Genomic DNA, 25,597 nt, shown 5'->3' on the forward strand with positions numbered 1-25,597 from the left:
TGTACCGGCCCTTAATAGGTGTAGATTTTTACGTGTTGAATCATATACTCATTGCCGGGCACGCGCACGTGACGGCCCTGGTGGTCCTCGTCGCCGTTCAGGCGGCGGCCGGGCATCCACTTTTCGCCTTCAAAGTGGCCTTCCTCCACGCTCAGGTAGCCGGCGCGTTTCCCGGGGGCAATGGGCTCGCAGGTAAGTACGATGCCGGTACCAACCAGGTAAAACTCGTCGGGGCCTACTGCGATGAGCAGGCCGCCGCCCGGCGTCCAGTCCGCTTTTTTAGCACCCAGCGACCAGCCCAGGGTGTATTCGTGCTTAGCCGAGAAGCGGTAGTTGCCCAGCGTGGCGGTGCGGGCGGCCGAGTCTTTCTGCACCAGAAAGCCGCGCACCTGCCCGGCGGGCTGCTGCCGGGCCAGCAGAAAGCTTACCTGCTGCAGCAACTCGTAGGCTTTGCCGATGGGCGCCCCCTTGAGCGTATCGCTGCCCTCAATAGCAAAGGGCGAGAACGACAGACAGTTGTAGTTGCCAAAGGCAAAAAATGCCTTGGCCGCCACGCCGTCTTCAAAGCGGATTTCAGGAATAAAGAGCGGGTTACCACCGCGCGTGTACAGGTCGCACCAGTGCTTAAAATCGGGGTTATAGAAGTCGGGAGCCAGGATATCGATGGCCGGGGCGCCGGCCTGCCACACATCCATTAGGTGGGGCAGCGGGCCAGCGCTGGGGTACTTGCCAGGCGGCACGCCCGGCCGGTTGAGGGCAGCATTCACGTACATGGGCAAGGGGTAAGCGGCTTTGCCGGCGGCAGCTACGGCGTTGGTGTACACGGCGTAGTACCAGGCCATGAAAATCTCGTCCGTGGCCAAGCTTTTGCCAAACACCTCCTCCCAGGTACCTGTAGTTTTGGAGCCCTGCCGCTGCCAGATGGCCGCGAACTCGGGCTTTAAGCTTTTGCGCTCGCGCTGCATATAGGCAAGCAGCGGGGCAGGTACGGGCTGCCGGAACGCCACATTGGCGCGGGCATCGTAGCTGCGGGCGGTGGGCAACATACCAATCTCATTTTCGACCTGCACGGTTATCACGGTATGCTGCTGGTCATCAGTAGCCTTCAGGTGCTGCATAAGCTGCCCGAAGGCCCGGCGGTCGGCCTCCAGGTTGCGGGGCTCGAAGGGCGTCAGGATTTCCTCCGGCACCCCTTTATCGCTTTCTACGCGCGGGAAGCGCTTGGTATCGGTTTTAACCCAGGCGGGCGCGTAGCACGACATGCTGTTTTTCCAGGCCCCGAACCAGAGGAGTACCAGCTTCAGGTGGTACTGGCGGGCGTCGCGCAGCAAGTCATCAAGTAGCGTAAAGTCAAACTTGCCCTCGGTGGGCTCCAGCAGCTCCCAATAGACCGGCGCAATTACCGTATTCAGGTGCATGGCCTTCAGGCGGGGCCACACGGGCTGCATGTAGGCCGTGCTCGAAGCAGTGGAGTTGCCCAGCTCGCCACCGAGCACGAAATACGGCTTACCATCAACCAGCAGCTGCGTACTCGAACCGGTTTTCACGAGCCGGGGCAGGCCGCTTTGGGCCTGCGCCCTCAGCGCGCCCAACCACAGCAGGCAAACCAGAAAGAACTTGCTTGTCAAAATATTCAGCCGGCTAAGTAGTCGATAAAGCTGGGCGGGCCAGCGAAAAGGGCGGCCGGACCGCGGTAGTCCGGCCGCCGCTTAATCGCGTTAGTAACCCGGATTCTGGGTGATTTTACCGCTGGTACGGTCAACCTCAGTTTGCGGAATAGGCCGCAGCACGTGGAAGTCTTTAATGTTGATAGCGGCGTTGGAGCCATACACGCCGCCTTTGGTAAAGCCGGTGGTAACGGCCGTCAGCGGGGGCGAATAGCTGGTATTGCGCTCCCGCACCAGCAGCTGGCCGGTGCGCTTGAGGTCGTACCAGCGCGTGAACTCCCCACACAGCTCGCGGGTGCGCTCGTTGAGGATAAAGTCGAGGGTTACCTGAGCGGCGGTGATGTCCATCGCCGCCTTTTTGCCGCTGGCAGCGGCGCGCTCCCGCACCACGTTGAGGTACGTGGCGGCCTGGGCCGCATTCCCAAGGTAGTAATACGCCTCGGCCGCTATCAGGTACGTTTCGGCCAGGCGGTAGATGATGTTGGGCCGGGTCGAAAAGCCGTTGACGGAGGTGCGGTTGCGCGAATCAAACTTGTTCAGGGTCGGGAAGTACTCGGTGGTGTACTGGCTGGGAGTTATTACCACGTACGGCACCGGCTGGCGGGCAGCAATCTGGGCCAGCTTGGCGGCCGGCAATTCCCGGCCGGGGTACCAGGCGGCGGTGTCGCCGACTACTGCCTTGGTGCTGCCGGCGTTGCCGCCGGGCGAGTTTACCAGGTACGTCGTCGTAAACCACTTGTTGTAGCGCGCGTCGGTGGTGCGCAGCTGCGCGCCCGATTCCAGGGCGTTGCCAGCGGCATCGCGCAGGATGTAGGAGTCTTCCAGATAGTGCGTGACGCAGTGCCGGGCAAACGGCCGGCCGTTGTTGACGTCGCGCACCATGTTGGGCAGCTTGTCGTAGCGGCTGCGGTACTGATAGCCCAGTACATTTTCGCCGCCAAACGTGAAGCCGTCGATGCGGTTAAACGTTGCGTCGCCGCTGAACTGCACGTTCATGATAACTTCCTTGCCGTTCTCGTTGCCTTCGGCAAACACGGTGGCGGGGTCCGTTTCCAGGCCCAGGCCATAGCGGCCCTGGTTGTCAATCAGCTCCTTGGCATACTTGGCGGCATTGGTATAGTCGTCGCTTTGCTTGGCCGAGGAGGTAGCGCGGGTCAGGTACACTTTGGCCAGCAGGTGCAGGGCCGTGGCGCGCGTTACGCGGCCGGGCTGGGCGGGCTTGTCGGCAATGGTGCCCAGGGCATCGGTCAGGTCCTTGATAATCTGGGTGTACACATCAGCCATCGGGGCCCGCGTGATGTCCTTGGTGGGCGAGTCCACGAAGCTCAGCATCAGGGGCACGTCGCCGAAGTCCTGCACCAGCACGAAGTAGTACTGCGCCCGCAGCAGCTTGGTTTCGGCCACCAGCTGCGTAATGCGGACCGGCGTCAGGCCCTGCACCGTGGCCGAGTACTGCAGCACGCCGTTGGCGGTGTTGATGGCCGAGTAGCACGTGCTCCAGATAAAGGAGTGCGAGCCGTCGTTGACCGGGGTCAGGGCCGAGGGGTCGTAGTCGCTCAGGCCACTGCTGGCCGTGATGCCGTTGGTCCACTGGTCGGTGCCCGCCTCGGTGGTAAAGGTCGAGGCATCGTTGCCATAAACCTGGCGCAGGGCCGAGTATACGCCCGTCACGCCGGCCTCTACCCCCTGCGAGGTGCTCAGGAAGGACGGCGTCAGGATGGAGGTCGGGTTTTCGTCCAGAATGTCCTTTTTGCAGCCGCCGGAGGCCAGCAGCAAGGACGCTCCAATGCTTACTAATACTATATTTTTCATATATAGATGGCGCTGGGCGCCGGAAAAACGAGTGGGTGAGAAAAGGGGCAGGCCCCTGGTAAGCGGCGCGCCAGGCCGCCTACCAGGCTCCGGCAGATTAGAAGCCCAGGTTGACGCCGACAATAAAGGCGCGCGTCACGGGGTAGTTGGCCCCAACGCCGGCCAGGCCGGCCGAACTGCTGTTAGGGTTGCCGCCCGTAAACTCGATACCGCCCGCCGTACCCACGTTTGCGGCGTTGAAGCGGCTGGAGTACGAGAGCGCGTCGGGGTCGATGGCCTTGTTGTCCTTAAAGAAAGGGTCCCGGGCCCAGATGAGCGGGTTCTGAATCTGCACGTAGATGCGGGCGCTGCTCATGAAGGCCGACTTGGCCCAGGCCGCCGGGATGGTATAGCCCAGGTCGATGCTCCGTACTTTGACAAACGTACCGTCGCGGTAAGCCAGGGTCTGGCCGTAGGTAGGCCATTCGTTGGCGCGGGCCGACTGGTCGGGCTCGGGATAGGTATTGCTGGGGTTGGTGGGCGTCCAGTAGTCGAGGTTTACCTGGTTGCGGCGGCCGGTATTGGTAGTGAAGTAAGCGGGTCCGAACAGGGTCGGGTCAACCACGGTGGCTCCTACGCGGGTGAGCGCCACGGCCGTGAGGTCGAAGCCCTTGAAGCGGAAGCGGTTGGTGAGGCCGGCCTCAAACTTGGGCTGGCGCGAGCCGATAACCACGCGGTCGCTGGCGTTGATAACGCCGTCGCCGTTGGTGTCCTGAATTTTAATCTGGCCGGGCTTCGAGTTGTACTTCTTGGCCTGGTCGGCCTCGGAGGTTTGCCACACGCCGATGTTCTTGTAGTCGTAGATAACGTAGAGCGGCTGGCCGATGAAGCGCTGGTTGCCCACGTCGCTCAGCTCATTGCCGTTGGCATCGGTGCCCAGGCCCAGCGACAAAATCTTTTCCCGGTTCACGGTGAAGTTCCAGTCGGTGTTCCACTCAAAGCCATCCGGGTTTTTGGGCCGAATATTCACCGTCGTCAGCGAGATTTCGAGGCCCCGGTTCTGGGTCTGGCCGGCATTGCGGATGAAAGAAGTGTAGCCGCTGGCAGCGGGCAGGGCATCGGGCAGCAGCAGGTCGCTGGTGCGCTGCTGATACACTTCTACGCTACCCGTGATGCGGTTTTGCAGGAAGCCGAAGTCGAGGCCGAAGTTGGTAGTGGTGGTGTATTCCCAGCCCAGGTTCGGGTTCGGAATACCGGTGGGCACCACCCCGATGGCACCGGTCGAGCCGTAGTTGTAGTAGCCCGACCCAATGCCGGCCGACAGCAGGCCCAGCGTCTGGTAGGGGTTTACGGCGGTGCTGCCCACGCGACCCAGGCTGGCGCGCAGCTTCAGGGTGCTGAGCCAGTCTTTGCCCTGCATAAAGCTTTCGTTGGCAATATTCCAGGCGAGGGCTCCCGAGGGGAAGGCCTTGTACTTGTTGCCCGGTGCCAGGCGCGACGAGCCGTCGGCGCGCACCGTCACGGTAGCCGAGTAGCGGTTGTCGTAGGCGTAGTTTACGCGGGCCATGTAGGAGAGAATGTCCCACTGCTGCGCGGTGCTGGTGGTCGAAACAGGCGTGCCGGCGCCCATGTTGTTGTCGAGCTGGTAGTTGGTGGGCAGGTTGCGCACCGAGGCATAGAAGCCGTCGTAGTTGTACTGCTGGGCGCTGTAGAGGCCGGTAAAGCCAATCGTATGCTTGCCAAAGGTGTTGTTATAGAGCAGCAGGTTTTCGGCCAGCAGGTTGAAGGCCATGTTGGTAGAGCGCTGAGCGGTGCTGGGTCCGCCGCCATTCTGGGGGTATTGGAGGCGTAGAACTGGCCATTGTTTTCCGAGCGTGCATCCAGCCCCAGGTTCAGGCGGTAGTCCAGCCCTTTCAGGATATTAACCTGGCCGTAGAGGCTGTTGAAGGTACGCAGGCGGCGGTTCTGGTCTTTGTGCGCGTCCTGGGTATAAAGCGTCAGCGGGTTGGAGCCCGCCGTATCCGTGTTCGGAAACAGCACGGGCAGGCCGTTGGCGTCGTAGGCCGACGCCAGCGGACTGGTCGTCAGAATCTGGTAGAGGATGTTGATGTCCGGGTCGTCGGCCACGGTGTAGGTATTAAGCGAGTTCACGCCCACCTTGATGCGCTTGCCAATCTGCTGGTCGAGGGTAGCGCGCAGCGAGTAGCGCTGAAAGCGCTGTACCGGCACAATGCCCGACTCGTCGTAGTAGCCCAGCGAAGCCGAATACTGCGTCTGGTCGGTGCCGCCGCTCACGCCCAGCACGTGGTTCTGGATGTGGCCGTTCTGGAAAAGCAGGCTCTGGTAGTCGGTCGATTTGCCGGCCGCGTAGTTGGCCCGCTCGTCGGTCGTCAGGAAGCTGGGGTTCGACGGGTCGAAGTTCGGGTTCTGGGCCTTGTAGGCTTCGAGCTTGTAGTTGTAGTACTGCTGACCGTTTTGCAGGTCGTAGCGGCCATAGAGCTTTTTCAGACCCGCGTAGCCGCTGTAGGTGGCGCGGGGCGCGCCGCTTTTGCCGTGCCGGGTCGTGATGAGGATAATGCCGTTAGCCCCGCGCGAGCCATAGATGGCGGTCGCGCTGGCATCCTTGAGCACTTCGAGCGAGGTAATGTCGTCGGGGTTCAGGTCGTTGAGGCTGCCATCGTAGGGAACCCCGTCAACTACCAGCAGCGGGTCGTTGGAGCCCGAGATGGAGCGGTTGCCCCGGATGCGGATAACCGGCGCCTGCCCCGGCGTGGTGCTGGAGCTGGAAACGGTGATACCGGCGGCGCGGCCCTGCAGGGCCTGGCCCACGTTGGCCACCGGCACGTCGCGCAGCTGCTCGTCGCTCACCGTCGAGATGGCGCCCGTAACCTGGCTTTTCTTCTGGGTGCCGTAGCCCACAATCTGCACTTCATTCAGGGCCTGGGTTTCGGGTACCAGCTGCTGGCTCAGACTGGTGCGCTTGCCCACGGCAATTTCCAGCTTGGTGAAGCCCACCGAGCTGAATACCAGAATGCTGTTATCGTCGGGCACGGTCACGTTGTAGTTGCCGTTCACGTCGGTGGTAGCCCCGGTGGTAGTGCCCTTTACCACTACCGTCACACCGGGCAGGCCTTCGCCGTTGTCGGAAGTAATTTTGCCGGTAACGGTGTGGGCACCAGCTACCTGGGCGTAGGCTACCTGTGGCGCCAGCGGAGCGAGGCTGCCGCTTAGCAGCAGCATGGGCACCAGGCGCGACCATTTCCAGCCCTGCGGTAGGCGGGAAGTGCGTATGCGTGTGTTCATGGGCGGGAAAAATGAAAAGTGAAAAGTTTATTTTGTAGCTGGCGGCCGGCGCTTGCTCGTTGTCAGCGGCCCGGCGCTTTCTGCCTCAATGCTTTGCTTAGCAAGCACTAGCAGCTAGAATCCTATCGAATTGCCGCCGTCCACGGGCAGCGACACGCCGGTGATGTAGCGCGCGCCCTCAGAGGCCAGAAACACCGCGGCGTGGCCGATATCGGCGGGTCGGCCAAACTCGCCCATCGGCGTGCGACGCATGGCCCGGTCGCGGCGTTCGGGGTCCGAGTTCATGGCGGCGCGGCTCATCTCGGTTTCGATAAAGCCGGGCGCAATGGCGTTCACGCGCACGTTGTGGCACGAAAACTCGGAGGCCAGCACTTTTACCATGCCCTCCACCGCCGACTTGGACGCCGCGTAGGCCACCACGCGGTCGATGCCGTAGTAGGCAGCCATCGACGAAATCATGAGGATGGTGCCGCTGCGCCGGGCTACCATGCGCCGGGCCGCCGCCCGCGTGAGCGAGAACACGGCGTTGAGGTTGGTCTGGATAATGCGGTTGAACTCCTCATCGGTGACCTCCAGCGCCGGCTTTTTCATGTTAATGCCCGCGTTGTTGACCAAAATATTGAGCGGACCGTACTCGGCCTCTACCTGCGCCACGAGGTCGTCGAGCGAGCCCAGGCTACATATATCGTTTACTATATATTTAGCCTTATCTCCCAGCTCAGCGGCCGATTCCCGCAGCACCGCCTCGCGGCGGCCGGTAATGATGACGGTGGCCCCGGCCTGCACCATGCAGCGGGCTATTTCGAGGCCGATGCCGCTGCCGCCACCCGTGATGAGGGCCACCCGGCCGGCCAGCGAAAACACGTTGGGTTGGGGCGCGGGCGTGGTAGTTGGGACCGGGCTGGCGGCCGAAGCCGGCTGGCTGGTCGCGGATAGTATCGAAGTATTCATGAGCAGGATAAAGACGAGCTGAATAGCCGGAATTACTTGAGCTGGTAGAGTTGGACGAGCTGCTTGATGTCGGCCAGTGAGCGGGTGGGCGGGGCCAACGGGGCCGGAATCGGCTGCCGGGCCAGGGTCTGGAAGTAGAGCACGCACGCATCGCGCCACCACAGGGCCTCCCTGCGCTGGATTTGGAGGCGGGCCGCCACGTCGGCGTACAGCGCCGGGTCGAGGGCCGGCCGGGCGGCGGCCCACTGCTGCTGCATCCACCGCACGGAATCGGCCCCGGTGTAGTAGCGGGTGCACAGCTCGTTCCACAGCGTGCGGCCGGTGCTGAGCGGCTGAGTCCACGGCACATGGTGAAACCAGAGCAGGTAGTTGAGCAGGCAGGTGCGGGGGTTGCCCCACTCCTGCTGCACCTCGGGCTTGTAGAGCGCCAGGGCGTTGCTGCCGGTGGCCGTGCGGTTGAAGCCCAGCCCGCTGGAATCGGCCTTGTGGTAGTACACGGCCGTCCAGTCGGGGCGGCCGGCCTGGGCCAGCCACGGCTGCGGGCCGTAGTGAATGCTCTCCCCCATAATGTGATGCAGGCCCAGCGGCGTGGTGTAGCGCACGTAGATGCTGCGCGACTGCCCCAGCACGCGGGTAATGGTGCGCACGGCGGCCGGCTCGGTGGTAAGGGTCATCTTGGTCCACTCCTGGGCAATGGCCTGCGCGCTGAGCGTGTGGTCCCAGGCCAGGCGGCCGAAGGCGTACCAGTTGGCCTGCCCCACCGGGTGGCCGGTCCAGTTGCAGTCGGCCCCGATGTTGGCCACGCCCGCAATACCGCTGAGCGCGTGCTGGTCCAGGCTGCCATCTACTACCCTGGCCACCGTCGAGCCTTTGCCCCGGGCGTAGGTATCGGCTTCGAGGCATTCTTTGATGAGCGGGGCCAGGTATACCAGATGGGTGGCAAAGCCTAAATATTCCTGAGTCAGCTGCACTTCGAGCAGCAGCGGGGTGCGCGGCATGGCCCCAAACAGCGGATGAAACGGCTCGCGGGCCTGGAAGTCAATCGGCCCGTTTTTTACCTGCACCAGCACCTTGGGGTCAAACTTGCCGTCGAGGGGCTGAAACTCCTCGTAGGCTTCCTTAAACCGGTCACCGTTGCTGTTGGCCTTGTACACGAAGGCGCGCCACATCACCACGCCGTCGTGGCGGCCCAGGGCCTGGGCCAGCATGTTGGCCCCGTCGGCGTGGGTGCGGTGGTAGTCCTGCGGACCAGGCTCGCCTTCCGAGTTGGCTTTTACCAGGAAGCCGCCAAAGTCAGGGATGGCCTGGTAAATCTCATCGCTCTTGGCGGCCCACCACTGCTTCACAGCGGGGTCGAGCGGGTCGGCCGTGGGCAGCCCACCGATAACTTTGGGCGCGGCCCATAGCACCGACAGGTACACCCGGATGCCATAAGGCCGCATCACCCCGGCCAGGGCCGCCACCTTGGCCAGGTACTCGGCCGATAGGTAGCGGGCACTGGCATTCACATTGTTGAGCACTACCCCATTAATACCAATCGACGCATTGGCGCGGGCATAGTCGGTATAGCGCGGGTCGAGCCGCTCGGGCAGTTCGTACCACTTCCAGATAGACGAGCCGGCGTAGCCGCGCTCCACGGTACCGTTGGGGTTATCCCAGTGGTTGAGCAGCCGAAAACCAATGCGCGGATTGCTGGCGATAGTGAGTCCGGCCAGTGGCTGGCGCGTCTGCACCTGCCGCAATAGCGCAAAAGCCCCATATAGCACGGCCGCGTCGGTACGCCCCGTAATAACCAGGTTATTTTTCTCCGAAAAAATACGGTAGCCTTCGGGCTTCAAGGGCTGGCCGTCGGCGCGGGCCGCTTTGTCGACGCGCAGCACAAGGCCGCCCGTGCGGGTGCCCGGCGCCGCCAGTATTGGCACAGCCTGGCCCAGCAAGCCGCGCAGCCCGCGCTGCAATTCGGTGCTGGCGGCCCGCAGCACCGGCGAAGTACCGGGGCTGGCAATAAACTGCGCGGCCCGCTGATACTGCTGGCGCGTGAGCGCATCCGCAATCCGGTCGTACTTCAGCCACAGCCGGTAGCCATCGTCGGCCCGGCTGGGAGCCACGGCCGAAACGAGCAGCAAAAGCAGGAACACGCTGCGGAGCAACATGGCGGGTGGGTGGGAAAAGAGGAGGAAAAGCAGGGAGTTCTTAGCGAGCCGCAGCAGCGGCCGGGGCAGCAGCTTCAGCAGCTATCAGCGTGCGGCGCAGGCCATATTCGAGGCCGCGCAGCTCGGCCAGGCCGCGCAGGCGGCCGATGGCCGAGTAGCCGGGATAGGTTTTCTTAGGGAGGTCGTCGAGCAGCTGGTGGCCGTGGTCGGGCCGCATGGGCAGGGCAGTTTTTTCTTCGCCGGCCGCCTCGCGGCGCCGCTCTTCGCGCACCAGCGCCTGCACCACGGCGTACATATCCACGTCGCCGGCCAGGTGGTCGGCCTCGTGAAAGTTGCGCGGGTTGGCCTCACGCCTGGTGCTACGCAGGTGCACAAAGTGAATGCGCGGGCCGAAGCGCCCGGCCATGCCGGCCAGGTCGTTGTCGGGCCGCACGCCCAGCGAGCCGGTGCAGAACGTCAGCCCGTTGGCGCGCACCTCGCAGGCTGCCAGCAGGTTGGCCAGGTCGGCCTCGGTGCTTACTACGCGGGGCAGGCCCAGCAGCGGAAAAGGCGGGTCGTCGGGATGAATGCAGAGGCTGATGCCCACTTCTTCGGCCACCGGCGCTACCTGCCGAATGAAATAGTGCAGGTTGGCCGTAAGGGCTGCTGAATCAATTGCCTGATACTCATTCAACAAGCTTTGGAAGGCTTGTAGCTCAAAGGCCTCCTCTGAGCCCGGCAAGCCCAGCAGGGTCGTGTTGGTGAGCTGGGCCACGGCCTCGGCGCTCATGGCGGCAAACTGCCGGCGGGCGGCCTCGGCCACGGCGGGCTCGTAGTCGGCCTCGGCGCCGGGGCGCTTCAAAATGCACAAGTCAAACACGGCAAAGTCCTGCCAGACGAAGCGCAGCGCCCGCGAGCCATCGGGCATTTCGTAGCTCAAATCAGTGCGCGACCAGTCGAGCACCGGCATGAAATTGTAGCACACCGTGCGGAGGCCGCAGGCGGCCAGATTACGCAGCGACTGTTGATAGTTTGCTATATACTGTTCGCGGCTGGGTCGGCCCTTCTTTATGTCCTCATGCACTGGCAGGCTCTCTACTACGGCCCAATGCAGGGGCGAGTGCGTAGCGTTGGCCGCCTCAATAAGCTGCTGCCGGGCCCGGATTTCGGCCACCGGCCACACGGCCCCAACCGGCAGCTGGTGCAGGGCCGTCACGACCCCGGCGCAGCCCGCCTGGCGGATATCGAAAAGCGAAACCGGGTCGTTCGGCCCGAACCAGCGCATAGTGTGCAGCACGACAGTTCTATAGGAAAAGTACAAATTCAAGCTCACCACAACAAATCGGAATACCTATCTCCGATATCGTCGCAACCTGTAAGCCCCAGTGGAAACTGAGCCAAATGTAAAGGCAGCGTTACCATTTGCTAAAGTCTAAAAACCTCAATATCAGCGAAAATATTCACAAAAACTATCGGTAACGTTTCCGGAAACGTTACCGATAGGTGATATTTGCAAAATATTTTTTTACCTCACCACTTTCGGCTGGCTGGTTCGTAGCTTCAGGCCCACCTTCGCATTATCCACCTTCTCTCCCACCATTGCCTCATGGTTAAATGTGTTAAGTGCAGCCTTGCCGACGACGTGATGAAAGCGGGCTTTGTGCGGGGCCGGCAGCGCTTTTTCTGTAAGGCCTGCGAGTACCATTTCACGGCCGAAAAGCCGCCGGGCAGCCCTAACCGCAAGCGCCACCAGGCCACTATTGCCGACGTGGCCCGGCAGGTGGGCGTGGCACCCTCCACGGTGTCTCGGGCGCTCAACGGCCACTCCGATATCAGCCCGCTCACGCGCCAGGCCATTCTGGAGGCGGCGCAGCAGCTCGATTACCAGCCCAACCTCCTGGCCCAGAGCCTGAAAAGCCAGGCTACCAATACCATCGGAGTGCTGATTCCCGACCTGGAGCGGCCGTTTTTTGCCACCGCCGTGAGCGGTATTCAGCAGGTGGCAACCAAGGCCGGCTACCGGGTCATGATTTGCCAGTCGAAGGAGTCGTACGAGGCGGAGGTCAGCAACGTGCAGGCCCTGATAGCCAGCCGGGTCGATGGCCTGCTGATTTGTCACTCGCGCGAAACCGAGAACTTCGACCACGTAAAAGACCCGGCCCGGCGCGGTATTCCGGTGGTGCATTTCGACCGGGTGTGCAACGAGGTGAACAGCGCCAAAGTCATTCTCGACGACCGCCTCGGAGCCTTTACCATTACCGAGCACCTGATTGAGCAGGGCTGCCGCCGCATCGCCATCCTGGCCGGGCCGGCTTCCCTGCTCATCAGCCGGCAGCGGCAGGCGGGCTACCTGAGCGCACTCCGCAAGCACGGCCTGCCCACCGCTGAGGAGCTTTGCGCGCACATCGATTTTCGACCCGCTTCGGCCGTAGCGGCCCTCGATACCTGGCTGGCGCTGCCCAAGCCGCCCGACGCCATCTTCGCCATCAACTATACCAACGCCTTCGATTTGCTGCTGGCCCTCAAGCAGCGCGGCATCCGGGTGCCCGAGGATATGGCCATCGTGGGCTTCGGCGACGAGTTTCTGGCCAGCCTCATTGAGCCCGGCCTGACTACGGTCAATTTGCACCCCTTCCGCATCGGTCAGCAGGCGGCCAGCCTCTTCCTGGAGCAAATGGCGCAGAAAGAAGATTTCCAACCACGTACCTGCGTGGTATCGAGCGAGCTGATTATCCGGCAGTCATCGCTGAAGGGGAAGGGCGAGAAATTGAAAGTGCTGGTGTGAATTAGTACCAAACAGAACGTCATGCTGAACGCAGTGAAGCATCTCTACCACACCGTTAGCATTCCTAACCTACTGGCGTGGCAGAGATGCTTCGACAAGCGGACGCCAGATGAGCATGACGTTCTGTTTGAATTCAGCTTTTAAGGCTAATTCTTAAAAGCTCTGCACCATATTATTATGCAGCGTGCGGGGCGACCAATACCCGCTGGCAATGATGCGCCGAATGGTGAACAGCGGGTCCTGCTGGTCGCGCTTCTCGGCCAGCGAGAAAGCAGCCACGAAGCCGCGCTTTTTCAGCTCGGGGAAGGCCTGGGTATTCCAGAGGCCGAAGGGATAGGCGAAGTACTTGATTTTCTTGCCTGTAATGTCTTCGAGCGTCTTGGTGGGCTTGTCGATTTGGGTTACCCAGTCCTGGCCCTGGTACTTTTTCACGTTGTGGTGGTCCCAGGTGTGCGAGCCGATTTGGTTGCCCTCATCCGAAAGCTGCTTCACCTGGGCCTTGCTCATGTAGTGTGGGCGGCCGAGGCTCACCGTCATCACGAAATACACGCCCTTGTAGCCGTACTGCGCCAGGGTAGGCCGGGCAATGGTAAACTGGTCGAGGTCGGTATCGTCGAAGGTCAGCATCACCGGCTTGCTCGGCAGCTTGGCCCCGGTGGTGAGGTAGGCGTAAAGCTGGTCGGGCTGAATAGTATGGTAGCCCGAGTCGGCCAGCATCTTAATCTGGGCCTTGAACTGCGCGATGGGAATGATGTAGTCTTTCGCTCCTTTCGAGTCGCGCGGCGTCCAGTCGCGAATCTGGTGGTAGCACAGCACCGGAATCTGCGGGCGGGCGTAGATGGCCGCCGCGTCGCTGGCCTTGGCGGCCGGAATGGTGCTGGGGTCGGGCCCCGGCTTGGCGTTGGCTTCCTCGGCGGCTACGGCGGCAGCGCCCGATGTGGGGGCGGCCTCGTCGATTTTGGCCGAGTCGGTTTTGCCGGCGGCTTCGGCAGTAGAGGGGGTTTTGGCCTCGCCGGTAGTGGCGGTTTTGGAGTCGCAGGCGGCTAAGCTCAGGGTAGCGGCCAGGGTGGCAGCCACAGGAAACAGGATTTTCAAGGAAACTAAAAAAATGCCGGGCAGCAAGCCACGGCGGGCGGGAGTCGTACTTTTGCACAAAGCAACAACTCCCACCGCGGATGAACAAACTACATGGCACCGGCGTGGCCCTGGTAACGCCTTTTACTGCTACCGGCGCAGTTGATTATGCAGCCTGGCAACGCCTGCTCGACTTTGCGATTACGGGCGGCGTAGACTACCTGGTTATCAACGGCACCACGGGCGAGTCGCCCACCGTTACGGCTTCCGAAAAGATTGAGCTGCTGGCCAGCGCCCGCCAGCACGTAGCCGGCCGCGTGCCGCTGGTGTACGGCATCGGCGGCAACGACACGGCGGCCGTGGAGCGGCAGCTGCACGAAACCGACCTTACCGGCGTGGTAGCTATTCTGTCGGCCAGCCCGGCGTATAACAAGCCCAGCCAGGCCGGCCTGGTGGCGCACTACCAGCGCCTGGCCGATGCCTCGCCCCTGCCCCTGCTGCTCTACAACGTGCCCGGCCGCACGGCCTCCAATATTTCGGCCGATACGACGCTGAAGCTGGCGCAGCACCCCAACATTATCGGCATTAAGGAAGCCAGCGGCAACGTGGAGCAGTGCCTGGCCATTCTGGCCAGCAAGCCCGCCGACTTTCTGTTTCTGAGTGGCGACGACATGCTCACGGTACCGCTTATTGCCTGCGGCAGCCAGGGCATTATCTCGGTACTGGCCAACGCCTTCCCCCAAAAGTTCAGCGACATGACCCGCGCCGCGCTGGCCGGCAACTATGCCCGCGCCAATGAGCTGCTGCATTACTTCGTACCCCTCAACCCGCTTATGTATGAGGAAAGCAACCCCGTCGGCGTAAAGGCCGCGCTGGCCCTGCAGGGCGTGTGCGAAGCCGCCGTGCGCCTGCCCCTAATGGAAGCCAGCGCCGGGCTGAAGGAGCGGATTAAGGCGCTATTATAAGCTATATTTACCTATGCGCCTCACGCAAGTAGCCGACTCCATCTTTACGGTTGAAGATTTTCTCACCCGCGCCGAGTGCTTGCAGTACATCGTGCGCAGTGAGGAAATTGGCTACGAGTTGGCGAAGGTGAACACGGCCAGCGGCAGTAAGGTTAAGACCGACGTGCGTAACAACAGCCGGGCTTTTTACAACAGTGATGAGCTGGCCCAAACGCTGTGGGAGAAAATACAGCCCTTTATGCCGGCGCAATTGGGCAACAGCACAGCCTGCGGCCTGAATGAGTTGTTCCGCTTCTATCGTTACCAGCGCGGGCACAAATTTAAGGGCCACTACGACGAGAGCTATATTCGAAACGCGCAGGAGGCCAGCTACTTCACCTTTATGGTGTACCTGAACGATAATTTTCAGGGCGGCGACACCACCTTTCGCGGAGTACGCATTCAGCCCCGGCAGGGCATGGCGCTCCTCTTCCTGCACAGCCTGTATCACGAAGGCAGCGAAGTAACGCAAGGCGTGAAGTACGTGCTGCGCTCGGATGTGATGTACAAGCTTGGGTAGCGGATATAGCTTAACACCTCACAGCTGTCTTGCCTACGAAAAGCACGCAAATAGAACAGCTGTTAAATGTTAAATGATACCTGGTAAATGAAAATCACCAGCCGCTGGCCAGCACATCGGCAATGTGCATGGTCTTAATAGCCAGCTTCTCACGTCGGACGTATGCCTCCAGGTGCATAAGGCAGCTTACGTCGGTGCTCACGATGTAGTCGGCCCCGGTGGCCAGGGCGTGCTCTACTTTCTGCTGGGCCATGGCCACCGAAATAGCTTCGAACTTCACCGCGAAGGTGCCGCCGAAGCCGCAGCAGGTAGTGGTTTCGGCCATTTCGATGCGGCGCAGCCCGGCCACGCCATCCAGCAGACGGCGCGGGGCCTCCCGGATGCCGCACTCGCGCAGCGCCGAGCAGGAGTCGTGGTAGGTGTAGGTGCCGGCTAGCGCCGCGCCTGGAATATCGTGTATTTTTAATATTTCCGTCAGAAACTCGGTCAGCTCATAGGTGCGCCGCTGTACCCCCTGGCAGCGGGCCACGTCGGCGGTGTCGGCAAACAGGTGCGAGTAGGCATTGCGCACCATGCCTACGCACGAGGCCGAGGGACTGACCACATAGCGCATTTCGGCGGTGTTTGGAGTGAAATCGGAGAGAAACTTCTCGGCAATATTGCGGCTTTCTGCCTTATAGCCCGCGTTATAGGCAGGCTGGCCACAGCAGGTTTGGGCCGGGTTGTAGTGCACCTGGCAGCCGGCTTTTTCCAGCACTTTCACCATGTTGAGGGCGGTGTGCGGGTAAAGCTGGTCAACAAAGCAGGGAATGAAGATATCGACTTGGGGCGTAGACATCAAATTACTTGCTGAGAGTTATTTAATTCCTTATAAAATCCCACTGACGCAATTGATGTAAACGAAAAGGCTATTAATCCAAACATAATGGCTAAATTCCAATCACGATGATGGGCATCTTCAAGTGAGAAAAATTATTTTATTACCTTTTTGCCCTTGGTAAGTAAATGGGTTCACGTGCCGCTCGACGGTGGGACCAGTATTATCATAAAAGACAGTCAATTCAGTTCCATTTCTAAATTTAGCAGCAAATCGTTCAGCGTCTACTTTTTTAGTACCCAAGAATATTCCTGGGCGGCTAGTGGCGTTAGCTAAATTAAATACCACATAATACGGTCTAGACCCCTCCCTACCTTGTTCAATAGTTATAGAGTCGAGTCGAGCTGTAAGCTTGGTTAAATCAGGTATTTTTTTGTGGCTCGTATTATTGAAACAGCACAAAAACTCCACAAAACAAGTCCAAAACCTATGGCAAGCATCCAACGCCAAACAGCATTCTTTTTATTCATAGCTAGCTAATCATCAATTGCATTGCCTGCTGTCGGGCCTGCTCAAACGCCTCACTATCCAACCTCAGCTCCTCCCCTTTCCCTGCCAAGAACGCCACCAGATTCTCGGTCGCCATATTCCCCGTGAGCACATCGGCGGCCATCGGGCAACCGCCGATACCGCCCAGGGCGCCGTCGAAGCGGCGACAGCCGGCCTGGTAGGCCGCCTGCACTTTTTCGAGCCAGGTAGTGGGCGTGGTGTGCAGGTGGGCGCCGAATTCTATCTGCGGGAAAGCCGGAATCAGCTCGGCAAATAAGGGCGTAATCAAGTCCGGCGTGCTCGCCCCGATGGTATCGGACAAGGCCACGATGCGCACGCCCAGCGCGGCCAGCTGCTGCGTGAACTCGGCCACCACGGCCGGGCTGTACGGGTCGCCGTAGGGGTTGCCAAAGCCCATCGAGAGATACACAATCAGCGTTTTACCCGTGCGCTCGCAGAGCTCGTGCATGGCGGCCACGTCGGCCAGCGCCTCGGCGATAGTTTGGTTAGTGTTGCGGCGCTGAAAGGTTTCACTAACGGAGAGCGGGAAGCCTAAGTAGCTGATTTCGGGGTGACTGGCTGCCTGCTCGGCCCCGCGCCGGTTGGCCACGATGGCCAGCAGCCTGGTTTTGGTGCGGCTGAGGTCGAGGCCGGCCAGCACCTCGGCCGTATCGCGCAGCTGCGGAATCGCCCTGGGCGACACGAACGAGCCGAAGTCGAGCACATCGAAGCCCACGGCCAGCAGCTGCTGCAGGTAGGCCGTTTTGGTAGCAGTAGGAATAAACTCGTGCAGCCCCTGCATGGCATCGCGCGGGCACTCGGTAAGAACGACGGGGTGGGTAGGCATGATGCGAAGGTAAAGCCCCGTAGCGTGGACTCTGCGAGTCCGCGCGTAGTATCGTCCGGGTGCTACCACGCGCGGACTCGCAGAGTCCACACTACCGCGACCGAACTTGCCCGGCCGGCCGGGCGTTTGCCCGGTATGCTTTTTTCGTTCTTTCCAGCCCCGGGCCGGCGGCAGCTCGGGGGCTTTTTGGGGCTGATGCTGGCCCTGCTGGCCTCGTGCAGCAAACCCCAGACCCTGGCCGCGCTTTTCCAGAAAACCACGCCGCACGACGACTATGCCCGCGCCCTCGACCGCGCCGGCCTGCACGAAGCCGCCCTGGGCCGGCAGTGGCAGCAGGCCGCCGCCCAGGCCCTGCGCGATTCGCTGGTAGTACCGCTGCCCATGCTCGAAACGGGCTACTTCCGCCCCGAGCAGCCCACGGCCGCCAGCTACCGCTACGCCGTGCGGGCCGGTGAGCTGGTGCACGTGCGCCTGACGCTGGCGGCCGGCCCGGTGCTGGCCCCGCGCCTTTTTGTGGATGCCTTTGCGCTGGCACCGGGCCACGCGCCCGAGCTGCTGAAATGGGCCAGCGCTGATACTACCGTCGCCGGCACCTTCGACTTCAGCTACCAGGCTGCCGATGACGGCCAGCACCTGCTGCGCGTGCAGCCCGAGCTGCTGGCGGCCGGCCGCTACACGCTGCGCCTGTGGCGCGGGCCGGGTCTGGGGCTATTTCCGGTACGGGGGCGCACCGACCAGGCCATCGGCAGCTTCTGGGGCAGCGAGCGCGATGGCGGCGCCCGCCGCCACGAGGGCGTCGATATTTTTGCCCCGCGCGGCACGCCGGCCGTGGCCGCTACCGATGGCACCATCACGCGCACCGGCGAAACCCCGCTGGGCGGCCGCGTAGTGTGGCTGGCCGATGCGGCCCACGGCCAGCACCTCTACTACGCCCACCTCGACCGGCAGCTGGTGCAGCCCGGCCAGCGCGTGCGGGCCGGCGACACGCTGGGCCTGGTGGGCAACACCGGCAACGCCCGTACTACTGCACCGCACCTGCACTTTGGCATCTACCGGGCGGGCGGCGCCATCGACCCCTGGCCCTTTCTGCACCGCGCCGACCCCGTGCCCGTTGCCCATACCGGCCCGGCGGGGGTCGGCCCCGACCGCCGGGGCGAGTGGGTGCGCCCGCGGCCCGCGCAAGCTACCCGGCTGCTGCCCGCCACGCTGCCCCTGCTGGTGCTGGGCCAGCGCGCCGATTACCTGCGCGTAGAGCTGCCCACCGGCCAGCGTCGCTACGTGGCCGCCCGTGCGGTGGCCCCGGCGCAGCCGCTCCGGCGGCTGGCACTGCCCATTGCCCACGAAATACAAACGGCACCCCTGGCCGGTGCCCCAGCCCTGGCCGCCTGGCCTTCTCACACGGCCGCCGCCGTGCTGGGCCAAAGCAACGGCTATGCGCTGCTGCGCAACGCAGCCGGCCAGCAGGGCTGGGCCCGCCTATAGGACCACCGGCTAAACGCAAGCGCGTCAGGCCTCCCGCTGGGAGGCCTGACGCGCTTTTACTGGGATTTTGTTAACTTATAGATTGATTACCAGCGTTTTATTGAATTGCTTTGAATACACCAGCCGGGTTTCGCCGGTGCCATTGGGATAATCGAAGCCGATGGCGCGAGGGTCGCTGCGGAGGCTGGTCCAGGCCTGGGTATCTACTTCGGCGGGCTGGGTAGCGGTAGCCGGCACGGCCGGCTGCACAAAGTGGCTGGCGGCAAAGAAATCGTTCATGCCGCGCAGAATACTAATTTCCTTATCGCGCACCGAAGCCGATTGGTTGTCGCGCAGGGTACGGTCGCTGATGAGCGCAGTGGCAGGCAGCACTTCGTGGCGCAGGGTATCGCCCGCGCTGCTCAGCACAAACAAATGCAGGCGGCTGCTGAGAATGCGCGGCCCCTCATTTGCAGCACGAAGGTATCGGGCGTTTTGGGGTTGGAGAAAGGATGCGTAGCCCGCACCGTATTGAGGACTGTGGCCCCGCCCACGCGCTCGCCGCGGCCCGTGGGCGGCGTAAACTCGGCGTGCGGGTCTTTAGACGACGTAGCCGTTTCGCGCTCGGTATTAACGCAGGAGGTGACGGCGAGCAGAATAGCGGCAACAGCGCCGAGCTTGCAGAAAGAGGTAGTCATATAGCAGTGTAAGCAACCCGGCAGAAAAGCCGGTGGGCACCAAGATAGCGCCCAGGCTGCTGCCGTGTACGCAAGGTGTGCAAAGCAGGGTTCAGAACCAGCCTATCTCCAGGCCCAGCTGCCAGCGGGGCGGCTCGGGCAGGGTGGTGCCGGCGAGAGCATTGCTGAGGCGGTAGCGGCCCACCAGCGCCAGCGAGTTGCTGCCTATGCGCGCGCCTACCCCACCCTGCCAGCGGGCCAGGTAAGGCGGCTCGTGGGCTACTATTTCGAGCTGGCCACCGCCGGGCGCGGGGCCTTCGGTGGCATAGGTGGTGGCAAAGGCCCAGCCGCCGTAGGCCAGCAGGTCGAGGTAGCGGCCCACAGTGTTGCCGCGCCGGCGGCTGGGATTGAGGCGCAGGCTGCCCTCGCTTTGCAGCTGGTGGTAGCTGAAAAGCTGGCTGTCGAACCCCGAGCCGAAAGGCAGCGGCCGCGCCGCGCCGGGGTCCAGGCCATAGCGCAGGTAGGCGTAGCGCAGGTCAGTATTGAAGGCCAGGAAGGAGCTCAGGCGCCGCTTAAGCCGGCCGCCCAGCTGTAATTCGGACGAGGCAAAGCCGTACTTCAGGCCGAGCGCGCTGGAACCCGCTGCCAGGGTACTCCCCACGTACAGATGCGCGAAATAACGGCGGTTGGGCCCCGTTCGGCTCGGAATGGTATCGTTGGCTACGTCGGTTTGCAGCAGCACCTGCTGAGCGCGGGCCACCGGAGCCGCCGCGAGCAAGACTAGTACCAGTAGTTTATCTTTCAACATGTTATTCTATACCACCTGACTATTGACGTCGAACTGCCTGTTTAACTGAATTTGCTGGTATGCCTACGCTGCCGCGCTTTATACATAGCTTATTCATGATATTCACCAGTAAAGCCCTGGTAATAAACCCGCAGCACATTACCGCCGCGCGTGAGGCGGCGCGGCACCTGCACTACCAGGCGCTGGGTGGTAGCGCGTACTTCGTAGCGGTGCAGCACGCCCCGGGCATTAGCCAGGTGCCAGTAGAGGTGCGGTGGGTAGGCTGGGTAAGCGGCCAGCGCGGGCGCGGTGTCGGCCGGCGCGGGCTGCTCTTTGCCGACCGGCGCCACATTTGGAGCCGCGGGGGTGGGCGAGACGGCTGGCGGGGCCGGGGCGGGCGGGCTTAGCCAGTCGGTAGTGCCGGGGGCCAGCTCGTCGGCTTCGGCTACCAGGGGCAGCGGGCGGGCGGCGGGCACGGTGGCGGCGGGCCGCAGCACCACCGCTACCAGCGAGTCGTGCACCACGAAGTCGAAGGTGGGCGCTACGGCCGGCAGCGGTCCTTTGAGCCGGGCCAGCAGGCGGCTGGCTTCGGGCCGGCCGTAGCCGTGGGCATAGTCATAATACGGAAATAATTCGCCGGCCTCGCGCACCTGCCGAAACAGCTGCATGGCCGTGAGCCTGCCGCCGCTGGCCTGCTGGGCGCAGGCTGCCAGCCCCGCCACCAGCGGCGCCGAAAACGACGTGCCCTCAACGCGCTCAAACCCACCCGCCGCATTGGCCGTGAGCACAATCCCGAACGCCGACACGTCGGGCTTGAGGCGGCGGTCGGCGCTGGGGCCCACCGAGCTGAAGGCCAGGTGCAGGCCCGTGGCCGGGTCGAGCCCCCCACGGCCAGTACCGAGTCGGCATCGGCGGGCGTGCCAATGCGCACCCAGTCGTCGTCGCCGTCGTTGCCGGCGGCGCTCACCACCAGTATTCCCTTGTGGGCCGCCAGCGTGGCGGCCCGCCCAATGAGCGAGTGCCGGCCATCCATCTGCTCGGGAAAGTAGCGCTGCTCGGTATAAGCCAAGGAGGAGCTGATGATGTCCGCACCCTGCTGGTCGGCCCATTCCACGGCCCGGAGCCAGGCCTCTTCTTCGGTAAAGCGCTCGCTGGCCAGGCTTTCGGTGCGGGCCAGCAGGTAGATAGCCGCCGGGGCCAGGCCCAGCGCCGGGCCGGGGTGCAGGCTATCGGGGCGGGCAAGCGGCCCGCCAGGCAGCCCAGCACCTCGGTACCGTGCGAGCCGCCCCGAAATACGTCGGGCTGGTTTTTCAGGAAATCATAGGTGGCCGCAATGCGCCGCTCGTGCCGAAGCGCCCGGAACGCCGGGTGCCTCTCTGCGCCGCGAAACCCGACATCAAGCACCGCAATGCGCACCCCCTGCCCCAGCAGGCCTGCCCGCTTGAGGTCGGCCCGGCCCAGGGCCGCCGTTTGCTGCCGGGCCAGCTGGTAGTCGGCGGGCGAAATGACCGACTGAGCAGTATATAGTATTTTTTTATTATATAGTGAATTTTTAATTCTTACCCTTTCGTACCGGGCCGGCCGCAACTGCCTGCTTACCGGCCAGGCTACTACTGCTGCCACGCCGGGCAGCCGGCGCAGCGCCGCGGCCTGGGCAGGCGTGGCGCGGCACGCCACGGCATTAAACCAGCGGCTGACCACGGTCAGCGTATCGACGCCGGCGCGCACAGCGGCCACGTAGTCGGGCCGCACGGGGCGGTCGGTAAACTCGGCGGCGGGCAGGCCCTGGCGCTGCCGCCGCGCCTGCGCGGCAGAACTGAAGTAGCGGGCCGGGTCGAACGGCACGCCGTCTTTGTTGCTGAAACGGACCCAGTACCGGGTGGCCGACGGGCTACCCGGTGCTACCGGCCGTGCCCGGCCCTGCGCCAGCACAGCCAGCAGTCCAATACTGATACTCAGAAGTGCAACTATGCGCATATTATAACAAAAGCCCCTGCCCGGCTACTGCGCAAAAGTACCCCGCCGCCGGGCTCCGGCCACCCGAGCCGGGCAACCTGCGCTTTCAGTGGTTCGTTTAGCCGGGGTGCCCCGGCCAGCGTCGGGGCGTTTCTACCGCCTTATGTGTTTTGCCTTATGCGTTTTTTCACGAAGCAGGCCGGGCCAGTGGCTCCGGTGCTGCTGGTCGTCGCCCTGCTGGCACTACCCGGCTGCAACAAAAAAGAAATCGCTGCCCTTCAGCAGCAGAATGCTGAGCTGACGAAGTCGCGCGACCAGCTTCAGCTGGAAAAAAGCGCGCTGCAACAGGCTAAAGACCGCACCGAGGCCAGTCTCAACAGCAGCCTGCTGAACAAAAGCAGCCAGGTAAACCAGCTTAACCAAACGCTCGGGATTACGGAGCAGGACCTGGCCGGCAAAAATGCCCGCGTAGCGGAGCTGCAGCGGGTACTTGACGAAAAGGAGGCCGCCACCAATGCGCTACGCAAAAAGGTATCGGACGCGCTGCTGGGCTTCAACTCCAACGACTTGCAGGTGAATGTGAAGAACGGCAAGGTGTACGTGTCGCTTTCCGAGCAGCTGCTGTTTAAATCGGGCTCGACCCGCGTGGACCCGGCCGGCCAGGATGCTCTTATCAAGCTGGCCAATGCCCTCACGGGCAACAAGGACGTGAATATCCTGGTCGAAGGCCATACCGACAATGTCCCCATTAAAGGCGTGGTAAACGGCGCCAAGGACAACTGGGACCTCAGCGTGCTGCGGGCCACCGAAATCACGCGCCTGCTCACGGCCGCCGGCATCGACCCCACGCAGATAACGCCGTCGGGCCGGGGCCAGTATCTGCCCGTAGCGGCCAACGATACGCCCCAGAATAAAGCCATTAACCGGCGTACCGATATCATCCTGACGCCGAAGCTCGACGAGCTGTTCTCGATTCTGGATACCCAGTAGCCTGCCTTAAGAAAAAAGGTAAAAGAGAAGGGGGTAAAGATGGTACGCCATCTTTACCCCTTCTCTTTTACCTCCCAACGCCTCCCAGTGCTACAACCCGTACTTACTCAGCAGGTAAATCAGGGTGGCCATAGCCGCTCCGCCCAGCTCCAGCTCGCGCTTGTTTACCTGCTCAAAGGTGTCATTGGCCGTGTGGTGCAGGTCGAAATAGCGCTGCGAGTCGCACTTGTAGCCAAAAAGCGCGGTAGGATGCACTTTCTCGCTCAGCGGCTCAATATCGGTGCCCGAATGGCCGGGCAGCAGCTCATCGGCCAGGTAGGGCCGCAGCAGCGGCTTCCAGGCCGCCACCTTGCGGAATACCGCCGGCGTGGCTTCCACGGTAAAGCCGCGGGGGTGAAGCCTCCGCCATCACTCTCAATGGCCGCCAGGTGCGTTTCGTGGTTTTGCTGGGCCTGGTCGGCGTACTTCTCACCGCCGCGGGTGCCGTTCTCCTCATTCATGAAAAGGACCGCCCGCACCGTGCGCTCGGGGCGCAGGCCGGCGGCTTTAAGCAGCCGCAGGGCCTCCATGCTTTGCACCACGCCGGTACCATCGTCGTGGGCGCCCTGGGCCAGGTCCCAGGAGTCGAGGTGGCCGCCCACGGTAATTACCTGCTCGGGGTATTTCGAGCCGCGCACCTCCCCTATCACGTTGTAGCTTTTTTCGTCGGGCAGCATCTGGCAGCTCATTTCCAGCTCAAACTGCAAGGCAGGGTCGGCGGCCAGCAATTGGCTGAGCTGGTCGGCAGCCAGCGTGCTGAGGGCCGCGCCGGGCACTTTGGTGGGCGTATCGCCGTAGCTGGTGGTGCCCGTGTGCGGATAGTTATCGTGGGCGGCGGTGAGCGAGCGCACGAGCGCACCCACCGCGCCGCGCCGGCCCGCCTCGGCCGGGCCGCTGCGGCGCTGGTCGCCGGCCGCGCCGTAGGCCGCGCCCGGCTCGATAAGCGCATCATTGAAGGGCCGGTTGAAGAAAATGAATTTGCCCTTCACCGCCGCATCGGGCAGGGCTTTTAACTCGGCCAGGCTCTTCACCTCCACTACCCCGGCCCGCAGGGGCTTGTTATTAGGGGTAGACACCGAATTACCCAACGCACATACGGCCACGCTGATGCTCTTGCCCTTGTTGCCAATAATCTGCCCTTTTTCCTTTGCCCCGCGCACCCAGTGCGGCACCAGGCATTCCTGCAAGTACACTTTATCGAAGCAGCCGGCTTTTTCCATCGTCAGCTTGCCCCACTCCACGGCCAGGGCGGCCTGCGGCGAGCCGGCAAGGCGCCCGCCTATTTTCTGGCACAGGTAGCGCAGGTTGTCGTAGCTCTGGCCGCGCAGCAGGGCCTCGTCGTAGATTTTGCGAATAGCAAGTGAGTCGGTTTGGGCTGTGGCCTGGGCCGAAGCAGGGGCCACGCTGCCGGCCAGCAGGCCGACGAAAAGCAGAGAGGAAAGAGCGCGCATAAGCAAAAGAAAGGGCGGCAAGCCGCGAAGTCAGCCAAAAGTACCAGCCCGCGGCGACTTGCCGCCGCCTGTGAGTAGCAGCCCCGCGGCGCCGGCGCGCTTAAGCTTGCAAAAGCTGGCGAAAGCGGTAGGCGCTACCGCCCACCGCTGCTGGCCCCGGCCGCATGCGGGCCGGCTCCGTAGCGGCTCACCGCCAGCTTAGCTGCCTGCCCCGGCCGCAGCTCCACTTTAAACAGATAGTCAAACTCATCTTCCTTAATCTCCGCTACCGGGGCCACAACGCCCAGCGCGGCCAGCAGCGGCAGCAGCGTATTGGAGTGGCCTACCACAACCACGGTTTTGCCTGCGTACTGCTGCCCGAGGCGGGCAACCAGCGCCGCCGGCTCTTTGGCGTTGTACACCAGCGGCGTAAGGCCCGTGGTGAGTGCCAACGGGGCCAGCGTGGCGCGGGTGCGGCGGGTGTCGGTGGTGAAGAGGGCGGCTGGGTGGCGGCCTTTCAGGCGCCGGGCCAGCAGCTGCGCCCGCGCCTCACCGGCGGCGGTTAGCGGCGGGTCGGCGAGGCCGGGCGTGAGGTCCTTTTCGGCGTGGCGCACGAGGTAGATGGTGGTGACGGGCGGCCGGGCCACCACGCTGGCACAGGTGGCCAGTACCATGACTACACTAAAAAGCAGTTGCCGCAGGCCGGTTTTCATGGGGTAACGCAAGGGGTTTCGGCAACAAAGATTACCTGCCAAAGGTAGATGCCGGAAAAGCGGACTACCCAAAGGCAGTCCGCTTCCTTGCCGCTCAATATATA

The 25,597-nt window shown here is 62.8% G+C and carries 20 protein-coding genes and 2 pseudogenes; 5 read left to right on the forward strand and 17 right to left on the reverse strand.

Annotated features, from left to right (window positions below; translation table 11 throughout):
- Window positions 1-11: 11 nt before the first annotated feature.
- The 7 genes and pseudogenes from GKZ67_RS08235 to uxuA all read right to left on the reverse strand — a co-directional run bounded on the left by GKZ67_RS08235 (window position 12) and on the right by uxuA (window position 11,129).
- Window positions 12-1,547, reverse strand: coding sequence for a DUF5597 domain-containing protein (locus GKZ67_RS08235; protein ID WP_254245147.1), 1,536 nt, complete (start codon window positions 1,545-1,547; stop codon window positions 12-14).
- A 171-nt stretch (window positions 1,548-1,718) separates the two neighbouring features.
- Window positions 1,719-3,479, reverse strand: a complete 1,761-nt coding sequence (locus tag GKZ67_RS08240; RefSeq protein ID WP_173241882.1) for a RagB/SusD family nutrient uptake outer membrane protein — start codon at window positions 3,477-3,479, stop codon at window positions 1,719-1,721.
- Window positions 3,480-3,576: 97 nt separating this feature from the next.
- A complete protein-coding gene (locus GKZ67_RS23295) occupies window positions 3,577-5,250 on the reverse strand; it encodes a SusC/RagA family TonB-linked outer membrane protein (RefSeq protein WP_254245148.1) in 1,674 nt (557 codons plus the stop codon).
- Window positions 5,251-5,360: 110 nt separating this feature from the next.
- Window positions 5,361-6,761, reverse strand: a pseudogene (locus GKZ67_RS08245) (SusC/RagA family TonB-linked outer membrane protein); the annotation flags it as partial.
- A 114-nt stretch (window positions 6,762-6,875) separates the two neighbouring features.
- Window positions 6,876-7,712, reverse strand: coding sequence for an SDR family NAD(P)-dependent oxidoreductase (locus GKZ67_RS08250; RefSeq protein ID WP_173241884.1), 837 nt, complete (start codon window positions 7,710-7,712; stop codon window positions 6,876-6,878).
- A 32-nt stretch (window positions 7,713-7,744) separates the two neighbouring features.
- Window positions 7,745-9,865: an alpha-glucuronidase family glycosyl hydrolase gene (locus GKZ67_RS08255; protein WP_173241885.1), complete on the reverse strand. Its 2,121-nt coding sequence runs from the start codon at window positions 9,863-9,865 to the stop codon at window positions 7,745-7,747.
- Between the two features lie 40 nt (window positions 9,866-9,905).
- Window positions 9,906-11,129: a mannonate dehydratase gene (gene uxuA, locus GKZ67_RS08260; protein WP_173246590.1), complete on the reverse strand. Its 1,224-nt coding sequence runs from the start codon at window positions 11,127-11,129 to the stop codon at window positions 9,906-9,908.
- Between the two features lie 321 nt (window positions 11,130-11,450).
- Here uxuA and GKZ67_RS08265 point away from each other — a divergent pair, with 321 nt between their 5' ends.
- The gene (locus GKZ67_RS08265; protein ID WP_173241886.1) at window positions 11,451-12,629 is read left to right on the forward strand and encodes a LacI family DNA-binding transcriptional regulator; all 1,179 of its coding nucleotides are present in this window, start codon (window positions 11,451-11,453) and stop codon (window positions 12,627-12,629) included.
- Window positions 12,630-12,782: 153 nt separating this feature from the next.
- On the opposite strand, the gene GKZ67_RS08270 is transcribed toward GKZ67_RS08265, so the two are convergent.
- Complete coding sequence (locus GKZ67_RS08270) at window positions 12,783-13,706, reverse strand: polysaccharide deacetylase family protein (protein WP_254245149.1); 924 nt, start codon at window positions 13,704-13,706, stop codon at window positions 12,783-12,785.
- Between the two features lie 98 nt (window positions 13,707-13,804).
- Here GKZ67_RS08270 and dapA point away from each other — a divergent pair, with 98 nt between their 5' ends.
- Together dapA and GKZ67_RS08280 are read left to right on the forward strand one after the other, a co-directional pair.
- Window positions 13,805-14,668, forward strand: coding sequence for a 4-hydroxy-tetrahydrodipicolinate synthase (gene dapA / locus GKZ67_RS08275; RefSeq protein ID WP_173241887.1), 864 nt, complete (start codon window positions 13,805-13,807; stop codon window positions 14,666-14,668).
- A 13-nt stretch (window positions 14,669-14,681) separates the two neighbouring features.
- Window positions 14,682-15,227 carry a 2OG-Fe(II) oxygenase gene (locus tag GKZ67_RS08280; RefSeq protein WP_173241888.1) on the forward strand — a complete coding sequence of 182 codons (546 nt, stop codon included), beginning with the start codon at window positions 14,682-14,684 and terminating at the stop codon, window positions 15,225-15,227.
- Between the two features lie 94 nt (window positions 15,228-15,321).
- Here the strand turns inward: GKZ67_RS08280 and GKZ67_RS08285 are convergent, their stop codons facing one another.
- Both GKZ67_RS08285 and GKZ67_RS08290 read right to left on the reverse strand, forming a co-directional pair.
- The gene (locus tag GKZ67_RS08285) at window positions 15,322-16,065 is read right to left on the reverse strand and encodes a (Fe-S)-binding protein (protein ID WP_173241889.1); all 744 of its coding nucleotides are present in this window, start codon (window positions 16,063-16,065) and stop codon (window positions 15,322-15,324) included.
- A gap of 511 nt (window positions 16,066-16,576) precedes the next feature.
- On the reverse strand, window positions 16,577-17,440 hold the full coding sequence (locus GKZ67_RS08290) for a hydroxymethylglutaryl-CoA lyase (protein WP_173241890.1): 864 nt from the start codon (window positions 17,438-17,440) through the stop codon (window positions 16,577-16,579).
- 135 nt (window positions 17,441-17,575) lie between these two features.
- On the opposite strand from GKZ67_RS08290, the gene GKZ67_RS08295 reads away from it, so the two are divergent.
- Entirely contained in the window at window positions 17,576-18,922 is a 1,347-nt protein-coding gene (locus tag GKZ67_RS08295) for a M23 family metallopeptidase (protein ID WP_173241891.1), read from the forward strand.
- A gap of 75 nt (window positions 18,923-18,997) precedes the next feature.
- Here GKZ67_RS08295 and GKZ67_RS08300 read toward each other — a convergent pair whose 3' ends face one another.
- From GKZ67_RS08300 to GKZ67_RS25060, 4 genes and pseudogenes are all read right to left on the reverse strand, one after another.
- On the reverse strand, window positions 18,998-19,330 hold the full coding sequence (locus GKZ67_RS08300) for a hypothetical protein (protein ID WP_173241892.1): 333 nt from the start codon (window positions 19,328-19,330) through the stop codon (window positions 18,998-19,000).
- Complete coding sequence (locus GKZ67_RS08305) at window positions 19,324-19,599, reverse strand: hypothetical protein (RefSeq protein WP_173241893.1); 276 nt, start codon at window positions 19,597-19,599, stop codon at window positions 19,324-19,326. Before GKZ67_RS08305 ends, GKZ67_RS08300 begins: the two co-directional genes overlap by 7 nt.
- 91 nt (window positions 19,600-19,690) lie before the next feature.
- On the reverse strand, window positions 19,691-20,386 hold the full coding sequence (locus GKZ67_RS08310) for a hypothetical protein (protein WP_173241894.1): 696 nt from the start codon (window positions 20,384-20,386) through the stop codon (window positions 19,691-19,693).
- Window positions 20,387-20,475: 89 nt separating this feature from the next.
- Window positions 20,476-21,659, reverse strand: a pseudogene (locus tag GKZ67_RS25060) (S8 family serine peptidase).
- A gap of 839 nt (window positions 21,660-22,498) precedes the next feature.
- Between GKZ67_RS25060 and GKZ67_RS08325 the strand changes: the two are divergent.
- Complete coding sequence (locus GKZ67_RS08325; protein WP_173241897.1) at window positions 22,499-23,311, forward strand: OmpA family protein; 813 nt, start codon at window positions 22,499-22,501, stop codon at window positions 23,309-23,311.
- 90 nt (window positions 23,312-23,401) lie between these two features.
- Here GKZ67_RS08325 and GKZ67_RS23300 read toward each other — a convergent pair whose 3' ends face one another.
- The 3 genes from GKZ67_RS23300 to GKZ67_RS08335 form a co-directional block, all read right to left on the reverse strand.
- Window positions 23,402-23,659, reverse strand: coding sequence for a hypothetical protein (locus tag GKZ67_RS23300; RefSeq protein ID WP_254245150.1), 258 nt, complete (start codon window positions 23,657-23,659; stop codon window positions 23,402-23,404).
- Complete coding sequence (locus GKZ67_RS08330; RefSeq protein WP_254245151.1) at window positions 23,575-24,801, reverse strand: M20/M25/M40 family metallo-hydrolase; 1,227 nt, start codon at window positions 24,799-24,801, stop codon at window positions 23,575-23,577. Before GKZ67_RS08330 ends, GKZ67_RS23300 begins: the two co-directional genes overlap by 85 nt.
- A 134-nt stretch (window positions 24,802-24,935) precedes the next feature.
- Window positions 24,936-25,493, reverse strand: coding sequence for a histidine phosphatase family protein (locus GKZ67_RS08335; protein WP_173241898.1), 558 nt, complete (start codon window positions 25,491-25,493; stop codon window positions 24,936-24,938).
- Window positions 25,494-25,597 lie beyond the last annotated feature (104 nt).

It is taken from the genome of Hymenobacter sp. BRD67 (genome assembly GCF_013256425.1).
Classification (GTDB): domain Bacteria; phylum Bacteroidota; class Bacteroidia; order Cytophagales; family Hymenobacteraceae; genus Hymenobacter.